The sequence below is a fragment of the Hoeflea sp. genome, from assembly GCF_039975035.1.
In the GTDB taxonomy this organism is placed as follows: Bacteria; Pseudomonadota; Alphaproteobacteria; order Rhizobiales; family Rhizobiaceae; genus Hoeflea.
Map to the genome: position 1 here is coordinate 1 of NZ_JBDWHW010000051.1, position 19035 is coordinate 19035.

The following is a 19035-nucleotide window of genomic DNA, read 5'->3' on the forward strand; positions in this document are numbered from 1 at the left end:
AAGCACCAGCACCACATAGATGCGGAAGTGATCGGAGAACCAGGCGGCAGCGATGCGGCGCAAATTCCCCGGGCCATAATCCTTCACGTCATGGGTGAAATAGGCCTGCGGACGTGTGGACCGGATCGAATGGGCATCGAGATCGAAAATCACGGTCTCGCCTTCCAGCCGGTTCCATACAGCCGGATCGGCCAGCATGCCTGTTGCGTCGAGCATGTCGAGCGGCGAGTCCGCGGTCAGCCATGTCACAACGCCTTCGCCTGTCACGCCGGGGCTTTGCGACAGCACCGCCTTGCGGCGAGGCTCAACCAGCGGCGCGGCATCAGCGGCGCGCTCATAATTGAACCATTGCAGGAACGCGCGATACCGGTCGCTCACCCCCATGCCGAAATCGCGCACCGGAGATCCGCTCTTGGCAAGGCCGCGCGTGGTCTGCTGGAATGCATCGAGAAGTGCTGCGGGATCGGTGGTCATCGACAGCGCCACGGCAGCGCCGGGCAAATTGATTGACGAAGTCGTCATCGGGTCGGGGAAATTCCCGGTCATTGCAAAATCGATGGTTTGCGGTGTCGCGGGATAGGCTTCCGGTTCGAGTTGCGCCAGTTCCTCGATACCGCGTTTGGACGCGATCACGATCGCGTTTCCGCCGGCATGGGCCAGCGGCGGACCGAAGGCGATGCGGGAGACCACCGGAGCGCGCGCCGCAAGGCTCATTTTGGCGATCATGGTCATCGCCGCGGAAACCGAATTGGCGTCAGGCTTGAGCGCATGCACATTCACACCGGCCGACCCGGTGTAGGGATAGGCAGAACCGGCCAGTGCCGCCAGCTCGGGCAAACGCGCCACACGCGCCAGCGCCGGCACACGGATTTCGGTGGTGTCGAGAAGAATGAACCGGGGAATCGAATCGTCGCGCTGGGAAAACACGCAGGCATCATCCGCGGCGCGTTCCAGTTCGGCCAGCAATTCGATCTGGTTGCGTCCTGGACGGAAGGCTCTGAGCGGCAATTCCAGCCTGCGACCCGAGAACACCTCGCCATCGGCGTCGCGCATCGGCAGGCTCTTGACGATATGGCCATTGACCCTGACCAGCAGCTGCGACGTGGGCTTGAGGCCAGGCGATGTGGCGGCATGCAAGGCCAGGTCCATGGTGGCGTATTCGGCCGGATAGAAATCTGTAGGCATGACCATCTCGAACCGGGTGTGAAACAACCGGCCGCTGAAGGGAGCCGCGACATACCCGGCATCGGCAAGTGTGTAGGCGCTTGATTCCTCGACACGAAGCTCGCCCTTGCGCTTGGCACGGATACCGCTGTCGAGCACCGGCTTGAGCGGTCCCTGGACCGCGTTCAGCAGCAGGCCGGGAATCTCGCGAGCCGTGGCTGCGTGCAGCACCACCCTGGCCCGGGCATTGGCGGCTCCGGCTTCTACCGACAGGCCATAGGGTGCATTGCCGCCAGCGGCCTGGAACGAGCCGGGGGCATCATCGGTGGCGACGACCAGATCAATACCGGGACCGCGGCCTTCCGTGTCCGCAACCGTCACGGCCAGGTCATCGCGATTGAGCGCCAGCGCCAGGGTCTGAACAACTGGTGCTGCGCGGTTAAGCGCTTCGGCGCCTGCGCCGGCAGGCAGGATCAGGCGCAGATCGGTCAATCCGCTGTCATTGCGGCCTATGGTTCGCAGGCTGGAAAAATCATTCGGCCGGCTTGCCGACTGGGGGCGGAAGCCGGACATCTTGCCGTCGATTTCCGTCCACAATTCGTAAGTGGCTTCCATCGAACAATCGACACGGTGCCGCTGGACGGCGCGCAGGCGGACATCATTGACGCCGGCACGCAGAAGAGCCGGAGAAACGCTGATGACCTGCTTGTCAAAGCCTGATGGCGAGCGGATCGGGAATTCGCCCACAGGCGATCCGTTGATCATCACCGAGACCAGTGAGGCTTCCGGCATGACCGACACCGCATTGCGGTAAGCTATCACCAGATCGCCGCCGGCGGCGATGCTGCCGGCGTCGAGTACAAAGCTAAGGTCGACCACGTCATCCTCGCCCTGCAGCGTCAACACCGATCCGGGTTGCTCGAAAGCGCTGAGGCTTGCGTCGTATCCGGTGCCTGCCCGGGCAACGGCGAGAGGCCGGGTCGACAGGATGGTGCTTTCTCCCAGACCCCGCAACGAGACCACCGGGCTTGCGGCCGGCGCATCCGACAACAGGCTCTGGGCCATGGCTGTCGGGGAGACGGAGGTTCCCAGCAAAACCGCGGCAGCCACCGAAGACATCAGTTTACCCATGAGATCGCACTCCTCCGATCGCCGCCTTTATGCCCGGCGCCTTGCCCGGGATCCGGGCATTGTTGGCCTTGACCACGATCGGTGCATCGGCGTGAGAAACAATTTTGTCGGACCGCCCGAACCCGAGCAGATAGCCGATACCCCTGACGGATTCGGAAATGCTCCAGCTGGCAAAGCGCAGGGTTCCGCGCACAATATCGAGACGCACCTGACGGCGGGTGATGCGGTCCTGCAGCACGCCCTGATCGGAATACATGATCTCGGCAATCGCCATGAAGGTCGCAGGCATTCTTTCGGGATAGGCAAAGCCGAACACATTGGTACCGTCGAACTCGCGCACCGACCGGATGGTCACCGGGAAACACACAGGCCTGCCGCCACGGCGAACTTCGATTTCACCCGCCCAGTCGGAATCCGGATCGATGTCGGGTTCGTGTTCGGGGAACTGAACCGAAACCCCGCCGCTTGATGCATCCAGCAGGATGACGGTCCAGGTACGGCTGCCCTTGCGTAGCAAAGCATGGCGACGGATCGGCAGGCGCTGGTTGCGGCGCAGTTCGCGGCGTTCGGAGACGACACCCAGACCGGCGCCGGCGAGCCCGAGATTGATCAGGTTCCACAGCGCGACGATCATCAGCAGATCGGAGGCGACCGGCTCGGTCGCAAGCCGCCAGAGCGAATAGACCGCAGCTGCCAGCAACACAAAGAACATGACGAAATAGGGAACCGCAATCGGCGACAATCCATCCGAATCCAGCGTCTGCCCCTTGGCCGTGACATTGAAGGTGGGTTTGCGCGGATTGCGGATCACGCTGACGATCGAGCCAACCAGCATGATCGACTGCACATACTCATAAAGCTCGGAAACCCAAGGCCAGCGCACCTTTCCGTAGAGATAGCTCTGCATGGCGAAAGAGGCAATCAGGTAGGTCAGCGCATAGACTGCAAACTCCTGGATATTGGCCTGGTAGATTTCGAGCGAAAAGAAGATGTAGAGCAACGGCGAGAGCATGAACGCCAGTCGCGACAGCGGAAACAGCCAGAAAAGGTTGATGCCAGCATAGCAGATGCGCTGCCCCACGGTCAGCCCCCTGGCAAGGAACGGCCGGTTCAGGATGAGGATCTGCAGCATACCCTGGCACCAGCGAGCGCGCTGGCCGATGAATGCGACAAAGGTCTCCGGCTGCAAACCCGCAATCAGCGGCTTGTCAATGTAAATCGAATTCCATCCCTTGGCGTGAAGGCTCAGCGCGGTCTCGCAATCCTCGGTGATGGACTGGCCGGAGAACCCGCCGACGGTGTCGAGCGCCTTGCGGCTCAGGACCGCCGCCGAACCGCAGAAAAACGAGGCGTTCCATTTGTCCAGCCCGCGCTGCAGCACCGAATAGAACATCTCGTTTTCGGACGGCATCGAGCGGAACGTGCGCAGGTTCTTCTCGAGCGGATCGGGATTGAGGAAATAATGCGGCGTCTGGACCAGGAACAGCTTGGGATCTTCCTTGAAGAAGCTCACGGTCTCCTTGAGGAACTCGCGCACCGGCGCATGATCGGCATCAAACACCACGACCAGATCGGACTTGGAAACCCGCAGACCGTCGTTGAGGTTGCCGGCCTTGGCGTGATCGTTTTTCTTGCGGGTATGGTAGTTGACGCCCATGGCCTTGCAGAGCGCCTTGAGCTGTTCGTGGCGCCGCGTCGCGGCAAGCGCCACAACCGGGTCCTTGTGAGAACGCTTGGCGTCGGTGCCGCCGTCATCGAGCAGCCAGATCGACAGCTTGTCGCGCGGATAGATCATGGATTTGGCGGCGGCGAGCGTGCTGGCCAGCAGTTCCGGGTCTTCATTGTAGGTCGGAATGAACACATCGACGCTCGGCAGGTCGTCAAGTGAACGCACTTTCGGCGCCACGCGCTTGAGCGGATCGGCCAGCATGAAGAAGCTGATTGCCAGCATCACCAGGCAGTACATTTCGGCAATGTAGAGCAGCAATCCGGGAATGAAGTTCATCGGCTCTGAGAACGCCGGCAAGGTTTCCGTGGTTCGCCAGAACGCGTAGCGCAAGGCCAGTACAGCGCAGAAAATGAAAGTGATGAAACGGAAAACCGTGTTTTCGGGCCTGGTCATGCCGAAGAACATCACGCCAAGGGCCGCCAGGCTCAAAACAAGCTGCGCCTGAAGGCTCAGCGGCAACCACAACAGGGTCAAGCCCAGAACGCCGGCGAGCAGCGCCGGCCATTTAGTGCACATCATGTGCATGAGATCCCCACATCCAAAATCACCTCCGCATCATACGGAGAAGCCCCCTTTGGGCAGGGCGACATTAGGGATCAAATGATTGACAGATTGCTAAACATAGATCTTCCGACATGCTTTCCCAAGCGATGGTTAATCAATGCTTTAATAGTCAGTATCGGGTACGGTCGAGCCCCATGCCGGTCGTCGCGCGCAGCTCGAACGCACTCGCTCGAACGCCCTGCAACAGGCGCAATACACAATAATGATGCAGCCACAGACTTGATGAATGAATATTCATTCATTATATTGCGGCAGGAAAGTCAGCCTAGGTAAAATTGTTTGTCCGGTTGTCTGTCCCGCATTGTTTCATACCGCCTCAATTGATCCGATATCAGGGATTGCCTTATGGATACGTCCACGGTCGACATTGCCAGCCAGCGGGCTTCGGATATCCTGGAAAAGGTTAAATCGGTGTTTGCGTCGCACGGTTTTAGCGGCGCTTCCATGCAGGATCTGGCGCAGGCGGCGCAGATGAGCGTGGGCAATTTCTACCGTTACTTTCCTTCCAAGGACGCCATCATCACCGCTTTGGTCAAACGCGACCTGATGCAGATCGAAACCTTTTTCGATGCCGTCAGGGCAGCCGACGATCCCGGTGCAAAGTTCATGGAACTGTTTCGGCTTCGGATCGAGACGCTGCCGTTTCAGGATGCCGCCTTGTGGAGCGAAGCTCAGGCGGCCTCGTTCCGTGTGCCTGAAATCGCCACGCTGATGGGCGCGATGGAAGAGACTGTCCGCATCAATGTGGTGAACGCACTGGTCCGCATTCATGGCGATGACAGCGCGCAAGCACTTGAGATCTTCGCAACACGTGCGCACTTCATCATGCTGCTGGTTCATGGCTTTGCCCAACGCAAATCCTGTGCCGGCAATTCGGTAAATCCCGTACAATCCGCCGCTGTTGGAGAGCTTGTGCTCACAACGCTGCACGACACCATCTTCACTCCCCCAGCTCAACCCGCCGTATGACCGGATCCACGATGCGCCCCATTCTTGCCCTTCTGCTTGCAGTTCCCCTGATTTCGGCCCCGTTTGTCTTGACCACGGCCTTGCCGGCCAAAGCCCAGAACGAAGAGAACAGCGCAGCCCACGGCACCCAGCCACCGGCGATCGTTGCGGTCAGTGCCGTCATGGCTCCGATCACGGACCGGGTTCTGACCAACGGCATGATCGCCGCGGTGGAGGAGGTGCTGGTCGCACCGCAGCTCGAAGGACTGGCAATCGAGAGCCTGCACGCCGATGTCGGCGACCTGGTCGAGGCAGGATCGGTGCTTGCAAGGCTCTCCAAGGATCAGTTGATCCTGCAACGCAGTCAGCTTGACGCCAATCAGGCCAAGGCTTTGGCCGCCATTGCCCAGCTTGACGCGCAACTGGCCGAAGTCCGGTCGACGGCTCAGGAAACAGTCAAGACCGGCAAGCGCGCCCGCCAACTGGCGGACCAGGGCACCTATTCGACCGTGCAGGCGGAGCAGGCTGAAGCACAGGCAACGGCAGCGCTGGCCCGCATTCGATCGGTCGAGGAATCGATCAAGGTCGCCCAGGCCGATGTCACGCTGATCGACGCGCAGATCAAGGACGTCGATTTACGGCTGGCGCGAACCGAGGTCAAGGCGCCGGTGTCGGGCGTGATCACGGCTCGAGGCGCGCGGATTGGCGCCATTGCCAGCGCGGCGGCGGGTCCGTTGTTCACGATGATCAGGGATGGCCGGCTTGAAATGCGGGCCGATATCGCCGAAGCCGACATGCACAGGATCGCCGAGGGCCAGGCGGTCAGCATTCACCTTATCGGCGCCGCCGACCCGGTCAAGGGAACAGTCAGGCTGATAGAGCCGACGCTGAACACGGCGACCCGGCTCGGCCTGGCGCGGATCGAGATTGAAAACGGCGTCAATCTGCGCGCCGGCATGTTCGCCGACGCCGAAATCATTGTGGCGCAGCGTGACGCGATCACAGTGCCCGTGACCTCGATCAATATCACGTCCAGCGGGGCCGATGTGCTGAAAATCGTGGACGGCGTGGCAAGGCTCACGGCGGTGAAGACCGGAATTCGCGAGGGCGGCCTGGTGGAGATCAACGAGGGACTTGTGCAAGACGATCTGATCGTCGCCAAGGCAGGCGCATTCGTACGCGACGGCGATCGGGTGACTCCGGTGGAAGAAACCGACAGCGGCCACGTCGCCGCCATCACCGAGTGAGGCACTCGACATGAATTTTTCCGCCTGGGCCATCCGCAATCCGATCGCACCAATCCTGGCATTTGCGCTGCTGACGATTGTCGGAATTCAATCCTTTTTCACACTGCCGATCACGCGTTTTCCCAATATCGACGTACCGCTGGTCGCAATCACCGTGGTGCAGTCGGGCGCCGCTCCCTCCGAAATGGAAGCGCAGGTGACCAGGGAGATCGAGGATTCGGTGGCCGGGATCACCGGCGTCGACGATATAGCCTCGACCGTGTCCGACGGCGTCTCGACCACCAACGTGATCTTCCGGATGGAAGTGCCGACGGATCAGGCCGTCCAGGACGTCAAGGACGCCATCGACCGTATTCGCGGCGATTTGCCGGGCTCGGTGGAAGAACCGATCGTTACTCGTGTCGACGTCGAGGGCCAGGCGATCATGACCTTCGCGGTCAATGCGCCCGACATGACGATCGAGGAAGCCTCGTGGTTCGTCGACGACACCATCAAGCGGGCGTTGCAGGGCCAGCGCGGTGTTGGCAAGGTCGAACGCTATGGCGGCGCCGACCGGGAAATCCGCGTCGAGCTCGATCCGGCACGGCTTGATTCCTACGGCATCACCGCCGCCGACGTGAATCGGCAATTGCGTGCAACCAACGCCAACCTGGGCGGCGGGCGTGGCGAAATCGGAAATCGCGAACAGGCCATCCGCACATTGGGCGACGCAGAAGACCAGGCATCGCTGGAAAAAACCACCATCGCGCTGGCGAACGGACGTTTTGTACGGCTCGGCGAGCTGGGCGTGGTGCGCGACACCTATGAGGAGTTGAGATCGTTCGGACGCTACAATGGTGACCAGGTGGTGTCCTTCGCCGTGTTCCGCTCGAAAGGCGCCAGCGAAATATCGGTCGCCGAAGTTGTGACCGAGACCCTCGATGAGATCAAGGCGAACAACCCCGATGTCGAACTGGTTCCGGTCGACGACACGGTGTTTTTTACCTACGGCAACTATGAAGCGGCACTGCACACGCTGGTGGAAGGCGCCGGCCTGGCGGTTCTGGTGGTGTTTCTGTTCCTGAGAAACTGGCGCGCGACGCTGATCGCGGCTATCGCGCTGCCGCTTTCGGCGATCCCGACCTTCTATGTCATGGACTTGCTCGGATTTTCGCTCAATCTGGTCAGCCTGCTCGCCATCACGCTGGCGACCGGTATCCTCGTCGATGACGCAATCGTCGAGGTGGAGAACATCTCGCGTCATATCCGCATGGGCAAGACACCCTACCGGGCCGCGGTCGAAGCTGCCGACGAAATCGGACTGGCGGTCATCGCCACCACCTTTACCATCATCGCGGTGTTTGTGCCGGTGTCGTTCATGCCGGGCATTCCAGGACAGTACTTCATCCAGTTCGGCATGACCGTGGCTGTCGCGGTGATGTTCTCGCTGCTGGTGGCGCGCCTGATCACACCTATGATGGCCGCCTACCTGATGCGCGACAGCGACACCCACGAAGAGGCCGAGGGCGGCGGCAAGATCATGCGGGGCTACACCTGGTTCATCTCCAGGACCTTGCGCTGGAGATATACCACCTTGCTTGCCGCGATCGGGTCGCTGGTCGTTGCCGTCTATTTCCTGGCGCAGGTGCCGGGCTCGTTCCTGCCGCCTGAAGATGTCTCCCGGGTCTCCATCAGTGTTGAACTGCCGCCCGGCGCAACGCTTGCAGACACCGACCGCACCACGGAAGCGATGCGCCAGATCATCACCGGCGTCGAGAATGTCGAAAACGTCTTCATCCTTGGAGGCACCTCGCCCAAGGGCGAACTCGATATCCGCCGCGCCTCCGTCTCCGTGCTGCTTGAGAAGATCGAGCATTCCATCGTCAAGAAGGTTGTCAACGGGCTTGTCGACGCGGTTCCGTTCGTGTCCTCATCACTGCCGCGCATGAAGGTTTTGGGCCGGGTCCGTACGCAGGCCGAAATCGAATCCGAGATCTTCGACAAGCTGGCTGTCATTCCCGACATCCGGGCCTACAAGCTCAATGACCGCGGCGACCGCGATCTGACCTACAACGTGATTTCGGCCGATGATGCCGCCATCGACCGGGCGGTGGCCATTCTGGAGCCGAAGCTCAAGGCCGAGACCGTACTGTCGAGCGTCAGCGTTTCTGGCTCGCTTCCGCGTCCGGAAGTGCAGATCCGGCCGCGGGCTGAGGAAGCCGCCCGGCTCGGCGTCACCACGGCGCAGATTGCCGAAACCGTCCGGGTCGCCACCATCGGCGATGTCAATTCGGCACTGGCCAAGATCTCGCTCGACAGCCGGCAGATCCCGATCAGGGTGCAGCTTGATCCGGTCTACCGCACCGACATCAACCGCATCGCCAATCTGCGCGTGCAAACCTCCACGGGCGCTTCCATCCCGCTCAAGAGCGTGGCCGACATCGTCATCACGCAGGGCCCCTCCACCATCAATCGGTTCAATCGCGAGCGGCAGGCGGTGATCGGCGCCAGCCTGCCGATCGGGGTGGCGCTGGACACGGCCAAGAACCGGTTCAACGAAATCGTCGCGACAACCGACCTTCCGGCTGGCGTTCAGGTGTTGGAAGCCGGTGACGCCGAAGTGCAGAACGAGATGCAGGAAAGCTTCCTCAACGCCATGCTGATGGGGCTCATGCTGGTGCTCACCGTTCTCATCCTGCTGTTTAAGGACGTGATCCAGCCATTCACCATCCTGTTTTCGCTGCCACTGGCGATCGGTGGCGTGGCGGCAGGCCTGATCATCACCAACAATGCGCTGTCTATGCCGGTGTTGATCGGCATCCTGATGCTGATGGGCATCGTCACCAAGAACGCCATTCTGCTGGTCGATTTCGCCGTCGAGCTGATCCGCTCGGGACGCGACCGGGTCGAAGCCATGATCGAGGCCGGTCAGAAACGCGCCCGGCCGATCGTCATGACCTCGATTGCAATGTCGGCGGGTATGCTGCCGAGCGCGCTGGGCGTCGGCGAAGGCGGCTCGTTCCGCGCGCCGATGGCGATCGCGGTGATCGGCGGCATCATCGTCTCGACCGTACTGAGCCTCGTGGTGGTGCCGTCGTTCTTCCTCATCATGGATGATCTGTCGCGACTGCTGGGAAGGCTCTTCGGCCGGTTCATCGGACCGAAGGAGGAGGAAGTCGAGACAATGGAACCCGAGGCGATGACCGTCGCCCTCGGCGAGACTGCCGGAGAGATCGCCAACTTGCACGAACGGCTGGCTGAACTTGAGCGCCAGGCCGGGCCGAGACCGCCGAAACTTGTCATCTCGAAACAAGCGGCGGAGTAGACCCGGGATCAAACGCCGGGACTAAACAGTTAGGTTTCGATCTCGCGCGTCAGACCCGCCGGCACCCGGGTCGACACACTTTCGCCGTGAGTGAGAATGACGCAGCGGTGGGTTACTGCGCGGGGTTCGCAAAACGCCTTGCCCGGCAGCAGGGTCGAATCTTCGCCCAGTCCGGTCTTGTTGTAAGGCCTTGATCGAGAACTCCTCAGCCGAACAAGGCAATCGAGGTGTTTTACAGGCTTGAAGCATTTCCCACCCGATTCTCCCTTGCGCCAGAGACGCGAGCATGGTTCCAAGGAGATCACAGCCATGCTTTTGCAAAGACCGAAGGAGACCGGCGATGCAGTGTTTTTTCGTAGAGTTTCAATGCAAGCTCGGACAGGCCTACGCAGTCGCCGACGAAATTGCCAACCGCGAGATCGCGTCCGAGATCTACTCGGTCAGCGGCCAGTTCGACCTGATGGCGAAGTTCTATATCGAGGATGATGTCGATATCGGCCGTTTCGTCGCAGACAACATTCACACCGTGCCCGGTGTCGAGCGGACCCACACGATCCTGACTTTCAAGGCATTCTGACCCGGATCGGAAACCGCCTCATGCATGCCGCGTTCAAATGTGTTCATTTGCACGGCAACGCAGATGCATCATTTCACAGGGTTACACCGCCGCGCATTCAGTTGGATGCGCGGCGGTGCACAGAGAGAGGATGCCGGACAGGTGGAGCATGCGATCCACTGCCGCTTGCCGTGCCGGTATTTGCTGAAAGAGAAATGGTACGATTGGGTGGGCTCGAACCACCGACCTCCGGATCCACAATCCGGCGCTCTAACCAACTGAGCTACAACCGCACACCAGTGGACAAGGATCACGTCCGAGCCACTTTGTTGCCGCTCACATACGGCGGCATAGTCAATTTTGCAAGAGGGTTCAGCCCTGTTTTGCGCATTTTGGGGTTGATGAAAACCCGCAATGCAAAAGGCCGGACACTGTGCCCGGCCTCTGCTTCGTTTCAATTCCGCGGTTTGGCGAAATCAGGCAACCTTGGTTTCGTTGATGGCCTTTTCGGCAACAGACTTGACCGGCTTGGAAACTTCCTCGGACACCTTCTTGGCGGCTTCCTGCATGACCTTGGCCTGGTCGACCATCATTTCGGCCTGCTTGCGGAAAAAGCTGGTCTGAAGTTCGAACATCTGGGCAACCGACTTGACACCAAGCAGGGCTTCCATGTGCGACAGCGAATGCTCGACGTTGCCGCGAGCTGCGTCGATGGCCTTGAGGCTGAGTTCAACAGTGCCGGTCTGTGCCTTTTCGAGCGTGGTTTCGATCGCCTTTGTGGCGTCTTCGGCAACGGTCTTGACCTTGGCGTAGGCTTCCTTGGTCTGGTTGACAGACTTGTCAGCCATTTCGCGGTAGCCATCAGTCATCTTGGCCACGTCGAATGCCGGGAATTCAAAAACGTCTGCGGAGGTTTGGGTTTTCTTGGTCGCCATGTCACTTCTCCTTGAAGGATGGTGGGACCGTTCGTGGCCCCGTTTCGATTTCAAAAGGACCATACCATGGCTTATGGTGCATTGCAACATATATTGTGCATCGCACCATACGTTAACCGTTTCTTCACAAATCACCGCTGCCGGACCGGCCTTTGCTGGACCGGCGAAGGCGTCAAAGCTATTAATTAAATCTTAATGCGCGCCCACAATGGGCATAATCAGGCCGAAACTGGAATTCAGCCCATGCAGGCTCATCATTATCCATTCATTGATCTGGCCGTTCACGCTTCGATCCGGGACCGGTTTTCCAAGGGCGACGCCGTGGCCGTGTTGAGCCCCGACCTCGGTGGCGTCCTGTGGGCCAACGGGGCAGCCGCCAGCCTGTTCGGTTTCGACAATATCTATGATGCGCTGGACGAGGGCCTTGCAGGCCAGGTCGCGACCAGGCGGCAGATTGAAAGCGCGCTCAGCGGTTTGCGCCGGACCGGTAGGCGGCAGGCCTTCATGATGCGACTGTCATCAGGGTTTTCGCGCTCGATGACGCCGGCAAGCCTTGAAGACATCACCTTGCCCGATGGCGAGCGGGCGCTGCTGCTGGTCAGCAGCCAGGCCGGACAGATCCTGTCACCAGGGGCCCGCGCCCGTCAGATCATCTCCGGCTTTGAGGGAACCGGCACGCATGTGGCGGTGCTGGACAAGGACGGCCGGGTTCTGGCCGCATCGAGCACTTTCGACGAGATCGGGCTTGCGCAAAGCGATATCGACCGGATGATCGCAGATGTGGCGGCGGATGACGACCGTCTGGTCAAGCGCATGACCGAGGCGCGCACCGGACCGATGCCGACCGCTATCGGCAGGCTGGCGGACGAGCCGCGCATGCACCTGCTGTTCGCCGTCGAGCCACAGCCGCATGAGGAAACCGACGCCGGCACCGAGGAGGTTCCAGCGCCGCTTCACGCCGAGGACGCCGCACCATCGGAGAAAGGTGCTGCTGAACTTTCCCCTGAGCCACGCAGTGGTTCCGATCTGGAGGATGACACCGAAGCCGTTCGGCCAACCGAGACCAGCGCCACCGGCGAAGAAGCAAACGATGGACCGGGGAACATCGAAGCACCAGCCGGCATCGAGCATGCCGCTCCCTCCGATAAGACCGCTTCGGAGGGTGACGACGAAGTGGATACGATGTCCGATGTCGCTGAGGTTCATGACGGCGAGGGCGAACAGGAGTCCGTCCCTGCCGGGATCGCACCGTCTGAAGAAAGTTCGGTTCCCCGGCGAGCGGTTTTCGATACAAGCCGGATCCGTGATGAACTCAATGCGCGGCTTGAAAAGGCGCGCGCCGAGCAGGCGCGGGAAGACAACGACATCCCCCTGCCCTTCGCCGATGCCCGCGACCTCAACACTGATCTCAATGCTGATCTCGGCGGCAGCAGCGAGGTTGGCGCCGACACGGGCCTCAATGACGACCCGCAAAACGATGAGCAGTTGGACGGGACGGACAAGGCGGCGTCCGACGAAGACCCCGTGATGGCGACCCAACCGGATCAGCCGGTGGCCAGTGGCGAAGACGACGTCGCTGACGCCGACATCGGCGCTGACGGGCCAGAGTTCAGGTTTGACCCCAACAGCAAGCCGGCGCGCTTCGTTTGGAAAATCAACCGCGACGGCAAGTTCAGCGAAGTCTCACCCGAATTCGCGCTCGCCGTCGGTCCGCATTCCGCTGACATTGTCGGGCGGAGCTTTCCGGATCTGGCCCGGGTTTTCAATCTTGATCCGGACCATGTCATCTCGGAATTGCTCAGCCGCCGCGACACCTGGTCGGGAAAGACGGTTTACTGGCCAATCCAGGGAACCTCGCTGTCGACGCCAGTGGATCTGGCGGCCCTGCCGACCTACACCCGCGACCGCCAGTTTGACGGTTTCCGGGGGTTCGGAATTGTCCGGATCGGGGAAACCCGCGAGGACCCCGAAGCGCTGGGCCTGGCCCTGGTCCCGGGTGCGCGATCACGCCCGGCGGAACAAACGCCACCGGATGAAGATCCTGTCGCAGACGAAACCGACGAGACAGCACAGACGGTTACCCCGGATCAGCCGAACGAGATTGTCCAGGACGCCGAGGATATGGCCGACCTCGAACTGCGTAGCCTTGAACGCGACATCGAAGATCTCGCCCGCATGGACGGTGCCGATGGCGAGGCCACCGATGAAACCGGCGAAATTGGCGACAACATCGCTGACACTCCGGCTGAGGCCGGCTCAGGCCCGCAGGATCCGTTCCGGGGCGAACGCCCGGCAATCCGCCTCGTCGAAACCCCGGGTCGGCGCGACAGCGACAAGGTCATCGATCTCGAAGCCCGGAGAACGCGGCCGCGTGACAGCCTGTCACCCGGCGAGCAGGCGGCTTTCAGGGAAATCGGCGTCCGGCTGAACGAAACATCTGCAGCCACGACAGGGACGCCAGATACCGGCGCGGAGTCCGCCAGCCCCGAACAACAGCTTGACCGGCCGGCCTTTGGAAAACGTCAAACCCAGGCCAATGACGATCAGCCCGACCCCGGTGATATCGAGATCAATTTTGATGGCAACCAGGCAGGCGACACCACAGGTGACAGCGCGGGCGATCCCGATAACGACACTGTAGCAGCCAGCGCCGCCGACGAAACCGTTGATGATGCGCCGTCGCAACCGGAGGAATTGCCGGAGCAACTGGCAGAGAAGCAGGCAGAGCCCGCATCGCAAGATTTCGAACCGATCGAAACACCGGCGCTGCCATTGCCTTCGGCCTTTGCGCTGCCAGCCCGGCAGGTGATGCCGGCCGGCATCGATGCCGGGCTGGTTGACGCCATCCCAGCAGCGCTTCTGGTGCATTGCGGCGATGAGCTGATACATGCCAATGCCGAATTCCTCGATTTGACGGGATACGGCTCGCTCAGCGAGCTTGCCGCGCGTGGCGGGCTCGATCATCTGCTCGACCAGTCTGACGAGGATGACGAGGATGCCGACGGCGCGATGATCGTGCGGCGCGCCGACGGCACCGCCTGCAAGGTCACCGCCCGGCTGCGGTCGGTCAATTGGGCGGATGGCCAGGCGCTGCTTCTTGCACTGTCGCCGGTGCAACCCGCGTCGGCCGGGGTTACAGCCACACTGGTCACGGCTGTGGAACCACCAGCCGGTTCTGAGAGCGGGACTGCGCAAGCCGAGGAGCCTGAAGTCGCGGGCGAGCCGGATGCCGGCGTGTCTGACGAGGTGGCTGCCCTCAAAATCGAGGCGCAGGAGCTCCGCTCCATCCTCGAGACCGCCACCGACGGTGTTGTCATCCTCGACGATGACGGCACAATCCGCTCGATGAACGGATCTGCCTGTGCGCTGTTCAATTATGATGAGAACGAAACCCGGGGCCAACCCTTCGCGATGCTGTTTGCCCATGAAAGCCAGCGCGCGGTGATGGACTATGTCAGCGGCCTGGCCGAGCACGGAGTTTCCAGCGTCCTCAATGACGGGCGTGAAGTGATTGGCCGCGAGGCCGCCGGCGGCTTTCTGCCGCTGTTCATGACCATCGGGCGACTGTCGGGCTCGAACGGCTATTGCGCCGTGCTGCGCGATATCACCCAGTGGAAGCGGACTGAAGACGAGCTGCGCAACGCCAAGCGCGCGGCGGAGACGGCGAATTCACACAAATCCGACTTCCTGGCCCGGGTCAGCCACGAGATCCGCACGCCGCTCAATGCCATCATAGGATTTTCCGAAATGATGGTAGAGGAGCGGTTCGGACCGATCGGCAGTCCGCGCTATCTCGAATACGCCCACGACATCGGCAATTCCGGCAAGCATGTTCTCGATATCGTCAATGATCTGCTCGACATTTCCAAGATCGAAGCAGGCCAGGAGCAGATGGAGTTTGTCGCCGTCTCGCTCAACGAACATCTGGCGGAAAGCGTCTCGCTGTTGCAGCCGATGGCCAACAGCCAGCGTGTGATCATCCGCACCAGCCTGTCGGCCAGCGTGCCAGAAGTTGTCGCCGACCGACGCTCGATCAAGCAGATCGCGCTCAACCTGCTGTCCAACGCCATCCGCTTCACCCCCTCTGGCGGGCAAATTGTCGTTTCCACATCTTATGAGCCCTCGGGCAATGTCGTCATTCGCATCCGCGACACCGGCATCGGCATGAACCGCAAGGAACTCGAGCAGGCGATGAAACCGTTTGGCCAGGTTGGTCCTGGCCCGCGCCAGCGCGGCGATGGAACAGGACTGGGCCTGCCGCTGACCAAGGCAATGGTGGAAGCCAACCGGGCCCAGTTCGACATCGTCTCGACGCCGAGCGAAGGAACCCTGGTGTCGATCGCCTTTCCGCCGCAGCGGGTACTGGCCGACTGAACCGGAGAAGCCGTGACCTTCATCAGCGCCAGAGGCTGACCGTACGACAAAGAAAACGGAGACCGGCAAGGGTCTCCGTAAAATTGGTATCTGTGCTGATGTACACCATGAAGAGCCAGGCTATCCAAAGGTTGATGCGAGTAGAGCGCCAAATACTTTCGGGATCCTTGCCGGTTTGTCTAGGATTTTACCGAACCGCCTCGCTTTACCTGACGTGGTTAAGTTTGCGGGTAAGGTGTGATTAACCATGAGCTACCCGCGCATCCTTGATCCGAAGGGTTCGAACCGGGTTCATGCCGGCCTGTAAAATTCACGCCATCTCGGTCATGAAGTCCGCCGCACCGAGCCGCAACAGGCATGAAAACAATCCTGCTGCGGACCGGTCTGGCTGATTGACACGGATCACGGACCGTCGGATTCTGGCCCGGCCCGCCGGAGTGGCCGGAGGGGCGTCAACAGGGGTGAACGGCATGATAAGGATGATCTCGGTTTATCTGGCTGCAACGCTGAGCCTTACGGGCCTGGCGCAGGCTCAAGTGTCGACCGGCACCTACACGGTCGAGGGGACGAATTTCGACGGCAGTGCCTATGGCGGCACGGCAACCATTGAGCTCAGCTCGGACACAACCTGCCACATTCACTGGAGCACCGGCACTGAATCCGACGGCATCTGCATGCTCTATGGCAACGCATTTGCCGCAGGCTACGTGTTCAAGACCGGCAGTGTCGGGCTCGTGGTCTATCAGGTCATGGATGACGGTAGGCTTGAAGGTGCGTGGACCATCGACGGCCAGTCCGGCTCGGGCACGGAGACGCTGATCCCGCAATGATCAAGCACAGCGCACCGCCCATCAGGCGATGATGCAGGACAGGCAATCCCTGTCTTGCATCAGCTCACCCGACCGATGCGCCGGGGGAGCCGCAACCTTCAAACGGGCGTGGTCAGCAACGCATTCGCCCCGCGGGGTCAGCTCTTGAGCTCTTCGAGATCCGCAAACAACTCCAGCGCTTCGGGGTTGGCCAGCGCCTCCTGGTTCTTCACCGTCCGTCCATGGACAATATCGCGCACGGCAAGTTCGACGATCTTGCCGGACTTGGTGCGGGGGATGTCGGCGACTGCGATGATCCGGGCGGGCACGTGGCGGGGCGAGGCTCCGGTGCGGATGCGGGCGCGGATCCTGGACCGGAGATCGTCATCGAGTGCGACGCCCTCGGCGAGACGGACGAACAGCACGACGCGGACATCGTCGTCCCAGTCCTGACCTATGCAGATGGCTTCCGCCACTTCGTCCATCTGTTCGACCTGATTGTAAATCTCCGCGGTGCCGATGCGCACCCCGCCCGGATTGAGCGTCGCATCCGAGCGGCCATGGATGATGATGCCGTGATGGGGCGTCCATTCGGCGAAATCGCCGTGAGTCCAGACGTTGTCGAAGCGGGCGAAATAGGCGGCCATGTATTTCTGGTCATCGGGATCGTTCCAGAAACCGATCGGCATCGCCGGGAACGGCCTGGTGCAGACCAGTTCGCCTTTTTCGCCGACGATGGAGTTGCCATCCTCGTCCCAGACATCGACGGCCATTCCAAGCCCGGGGCCCTGGATCTCGCCTGAATAGACCGGCAACGCGGGAATGCCCAGAACGAAGCAGGAGACGATGTCGGTGCCGCCGGAGATCGAGGCCAGATGCACATCGGGCTTTATGCCTTCATAGACGAAGGAAAAGCCCTCGGGCGACAAGGGCGAGCCGGTGGAAGTCAGCAGCCTGAGTTGCGACAGATCATGGGACTTGACCGGTTGGAGGCCGGCCTTGCGCACGGCATCGATGAATTTGGCTGAGGTTCCGAACACCGAGAACCTCTCCTCGGCGGCATAATCAAACAGCACATTGCCGTCGGGATGGAATGGCGAACCGTCATACAGGCACAGCGTCGCCCCCGCAGCCAGACCGGAGGCCAGCCAGTTCCACATCATCCAGCCGCAGGTGGTGAAGTAGAACAGCCGCTCACCGGGCGTGAGCCCGCAATGCAGGCGGTGCTCCTTGAGATGCTGCAGCAACGTGCCGCCGGCCGAATGGACGATGCATTTGGGAATGCCGGTGGTGCCGGATGAAAACAGGATGTAGAGCGGATGCGAAAACGGCAGACGCTCGAACTCGACCTGCCGGACGATGTAATCGGCGATGAAAACCGCAAGCGGCACAGCGCCGGAAACCGCAGCGGCCACGGCGTGAGCGTCGTCGACCAGCGGCACGATCACGGTCGCATTGGGCCGGAGCGAGGTCGCGATTTCGGCGAGTTTGGCGGTCACGTCCTGACGCTTGCCATTGTACCAGTAGCCATCGCAGGAAATAAACAGTTTGGGTTCGATCTGGCCGAACCTGTCGAGCACGCCCTGAACCCCGAAATCAGGGGAGCACGAGGACCAGACCGCCCCGATCGAGGCACAAGCGAGCATGCAGGCGATGGTTTCAGGCATGTTCGGCATCATCGCCGCGATCCGGTCGCCCGGGCCTACGCCATGGGCGCGGAACGCCTGCTGCAGGCGCGAGACCAGGGAATGCAGCTCGAGCCAGCTCATGGCGCGGCGGGCCTTGTCCTCGGCCCTGAACAGGATCGCCGGCTCGGCGCCGGTCCGGGTCAGCAGGTTTTCGGCGAAATTCAATTCCGCATCAGGGAAAAACCGCGCCCCGGGCATGGCGTCACCATTTTCGATGATGCGCTCGCCCTTGTTGCCGCGAACACCGCAAAAATCCCATAGCGCCGACCAGAAGCCCTCGCGATCGGTGATCGACCATTCATGCAACGCAAGCGGATCGGTGAGCGAAAGTCCCGACCTTTCACCGGCGAAACCGGCGAACTTCATCCACGGGCTCTCCTGCAATTGCTGCTTGTCGGGGCACCAAAGCGGTGTATCGGTCATTGTCTGCTCCTGCAAATTCCTGTGACAGGTTTAGTAGCATTGGCAAGATACGATGCAAACAGAACTTGGGGTCGCATCAGGCCATATGGAGGCCGCTGACGCTTGGCAATTGCTTTCACCCGCGCCAAGCTTTAACCAGAACATCGTGACAGCGTATCGGGAG

General features: G+C 61.1%; 10 protein-coding genes and 1 tRNA gene. 6 read left to right on the forward strand and 5 right to left on the reverse strand.

Going from position 1 to position 19035, the window contains the following annotated elements:
• Both ABJN75_RS03975 and bcsA read right to left on the reverse strand, forming a co-directional pair.
• The coding region (locus ABJN75_RS03975) for a cellulose biosynthesis cyclic di-GMP-binding regulatory protein BcsB (RefSeq protein WP_348437076.1) at positions 1-2295 on the reverse strand (2295 nt) is incomplete at its 3' end.
• Complete coding sequence (gene bcsA / locus ABJN75_RS03980; RefSeq protein WP_348437078.1) at positions 2288-4543, reverse strand: UDP-forming cellulose synthase catalytic subunit; 2256 nt, start codon at positions 4541-4543, stop codon at positions 2288-2290. The genes ABJN75_RS03975 and bcsA, both read right to left, overlap by 8 nt.
• A gap of 390 nt (positions 4544-4933) precedes the next feature.
• Here bcsA and ABJN75_RS03985 point away from each other — a divergent pair, with 390 nt between their 5' ends.
• The 4 genes from ABJN75_RS03985 (at position 4934) to ABJN75_RS04000 (ending at position 10664) form a co-directional block, all read left to right on the forward strand.
• Positions 4934-5557: a TetR/AcrR family transcriptional regulator gene (locus ABJN75_RS03985; RefSeq protein ID WP_348437080.1), complete on the forward strand. Its 624-nt coding sequence runs from the start codon at positions 4934-4936 to the stop codon at positions 5555-5557.
• An 11-nt stretch (positions 5558-5568) separates the two neighbouring features.
• Complete coding sequence (locus tag ABJN75_RS03990; RefSeq protein WP_348437082.1) at positions 5569-6783, forward strand: efflux RND transporter periplasmic adaptor subunit; 1215 nt, start codon at positions 5569-5571, stop codon at positions 6781-6783.
• A 10-nt stretch (positions 6784-6793) separates the two neighbouring features.
• The gene (locus ABJN75_RS03995; RefSeq protein ID WP_348437084.1) at positions 6794-10087 is read left to right on the forward strand and encodes an efflux RND transporter permease subunit; all 3294 of its coding nucleotides are present in this window, start codon (positions 6794-6796) and stop codon (positions 10085-10087) included.
• Positions 10088-10427: 340 nt separating this feature from the next.
• Positions 10428-10664, forward strand: coding sequence for an Lrp/AsnC ligand binding domain-containing protein (locus ABJN75_RS04000; protein WP_269389652.1), 237 nt, complete (start codon positions 10428-10430; stop codon positions 10662-10664).
• Between the two features lie 195 nt (positions 10665-10859).
• On the opposite strand, the gene ABJN75_RS04005 is transcribed toward ABJN75_RS04000, so the two are convergent.
• Both ABJN75_RS04005 and ABJN75_RS04010 read right to left on the reverse strand, forming a co-directional pair.
• A tRNA-His gene (locus tag ABJN75_RS04005) sits at positions 10860-10936 on the reverse strand.
• 183 nt (positions 10937-11119) lie between these two features.
• Positions 11120-11578: a phasin gene (locus ABJN75_RS04010; protein WP_348437086.1), complete on the reverse strand. Its 459-nt coding sequence runs from the start codon at positions 11576-11578 to the stop codon at positions 11120-11122.
• A gap of 243 nt (positions 11579-11821) precedes the next feature.
• Between ABJN75_RS04010 and ABJN75_RS04015 the strand changes: the two genes are divergently transcribed.
• On the forward strand, positions 11822-15952 hold the full coding sequence (locus ABJN75_RS04015) for an ATP-binding protein (protein WP_348437088.1): 4131 nt from the start codon (positions 11822-11824) through the stop codon (positions 15950-15952).
• Between the two features lie 479 nt (positions 15953-16431).
• Complete coding sequence (locus ABJN75_RS04020; RefSeq protein WP_348437112.1) at positions 16432-16782, forward strand: hypothetical protein; 351 nt, start codon at positions 16432-16434, stop codon at positions 16780-16782.
• 137 nt (positions 16783-16919) lie between these two features.
• Here the strand turns inward: ABJN75_RS04020 and ABJN75_RS04025 are convergent, their stop codons facing one another.
• The gene (locus ABJN75_RS04025; RefSeq protein ID WP_348437090.1) at positions 16920-18872 is read right to left on the reverse strand and encodes an acetoacetate--CoA ligase; all 1953 of its coding nucleotides are present in this window, start codon (positions 18870-18872) and stop codon (positions 16920-16922) included.
• Positions 18873-19035 lie beyond the last annotated feature (163 nt).

Bases quoted from the DNA above. Each gene is read 5' to 3' on its own strand.
- bcsA (WP_348437078.1), bottom strand. From the start codon at position 4,543: ATGATGTGCACTAAATGGCCGGCGCTGCTCGCCGGCGTTCTGGGCTTG.
- ABJN75_RS03985 (WP_348437080.1), top strand. From the start codon at position 4,934: ATGGATACGTCCACGGTCGACATTGCCAGCCAGCGGGCTTCGGATATC.
- ABJN75_RS03990 (WP_348437082.1), top strand. From the start codon at position 5,569: ATGCGCCCCATTCTTGCCCTTCTGCTTGCAGTTCCCCTGATTTCGGCC.
- ABJN75_RS03995 (WP_348437084.1), top strand. From the start codon at position 6,794: ATGAATTTTTCCGCCTGGGCCATCCGCAATCCGATCGCACCAATCCTG.
- ABJN75_RS04000 (WP_269389652.1), top strand. From the start codon at position 10,428: ATGCAGTGTTTTTTCGTAGAGTTTCAATGCAAGCTCGGACAGGCCTAC.
- ABJN75_RS04010 (WP_348437086.1), bottom strand. From the start codon at position 11,578: ATGGCGACCAAGAAAACCCAAACCTCCGCAGACGTTTTTGAATTCCCG.
- ABJN75_RS04015 (WP_348437088.1), top strand. From the start codon at position 11,822: ATGCAGGCTCATCATTATCCATTCATTGATCTGGCCGTTCACGCTTCG.
- ABJN75_RS04020 (WP_348437112.1), top strand. From the start codon at position 16,432: ATGATCTCGGTTTATCTGGCTGCAACGCTGAGCCTTACGGGCCTGGCG.
- ABJN75_RS04025 (WP_348437090.1), bottom strand. From the start codon at position 18,872: ATGACCGATACACCGCTTTGGTGCCCCGACAAGCAGCAATTGCAGGAG.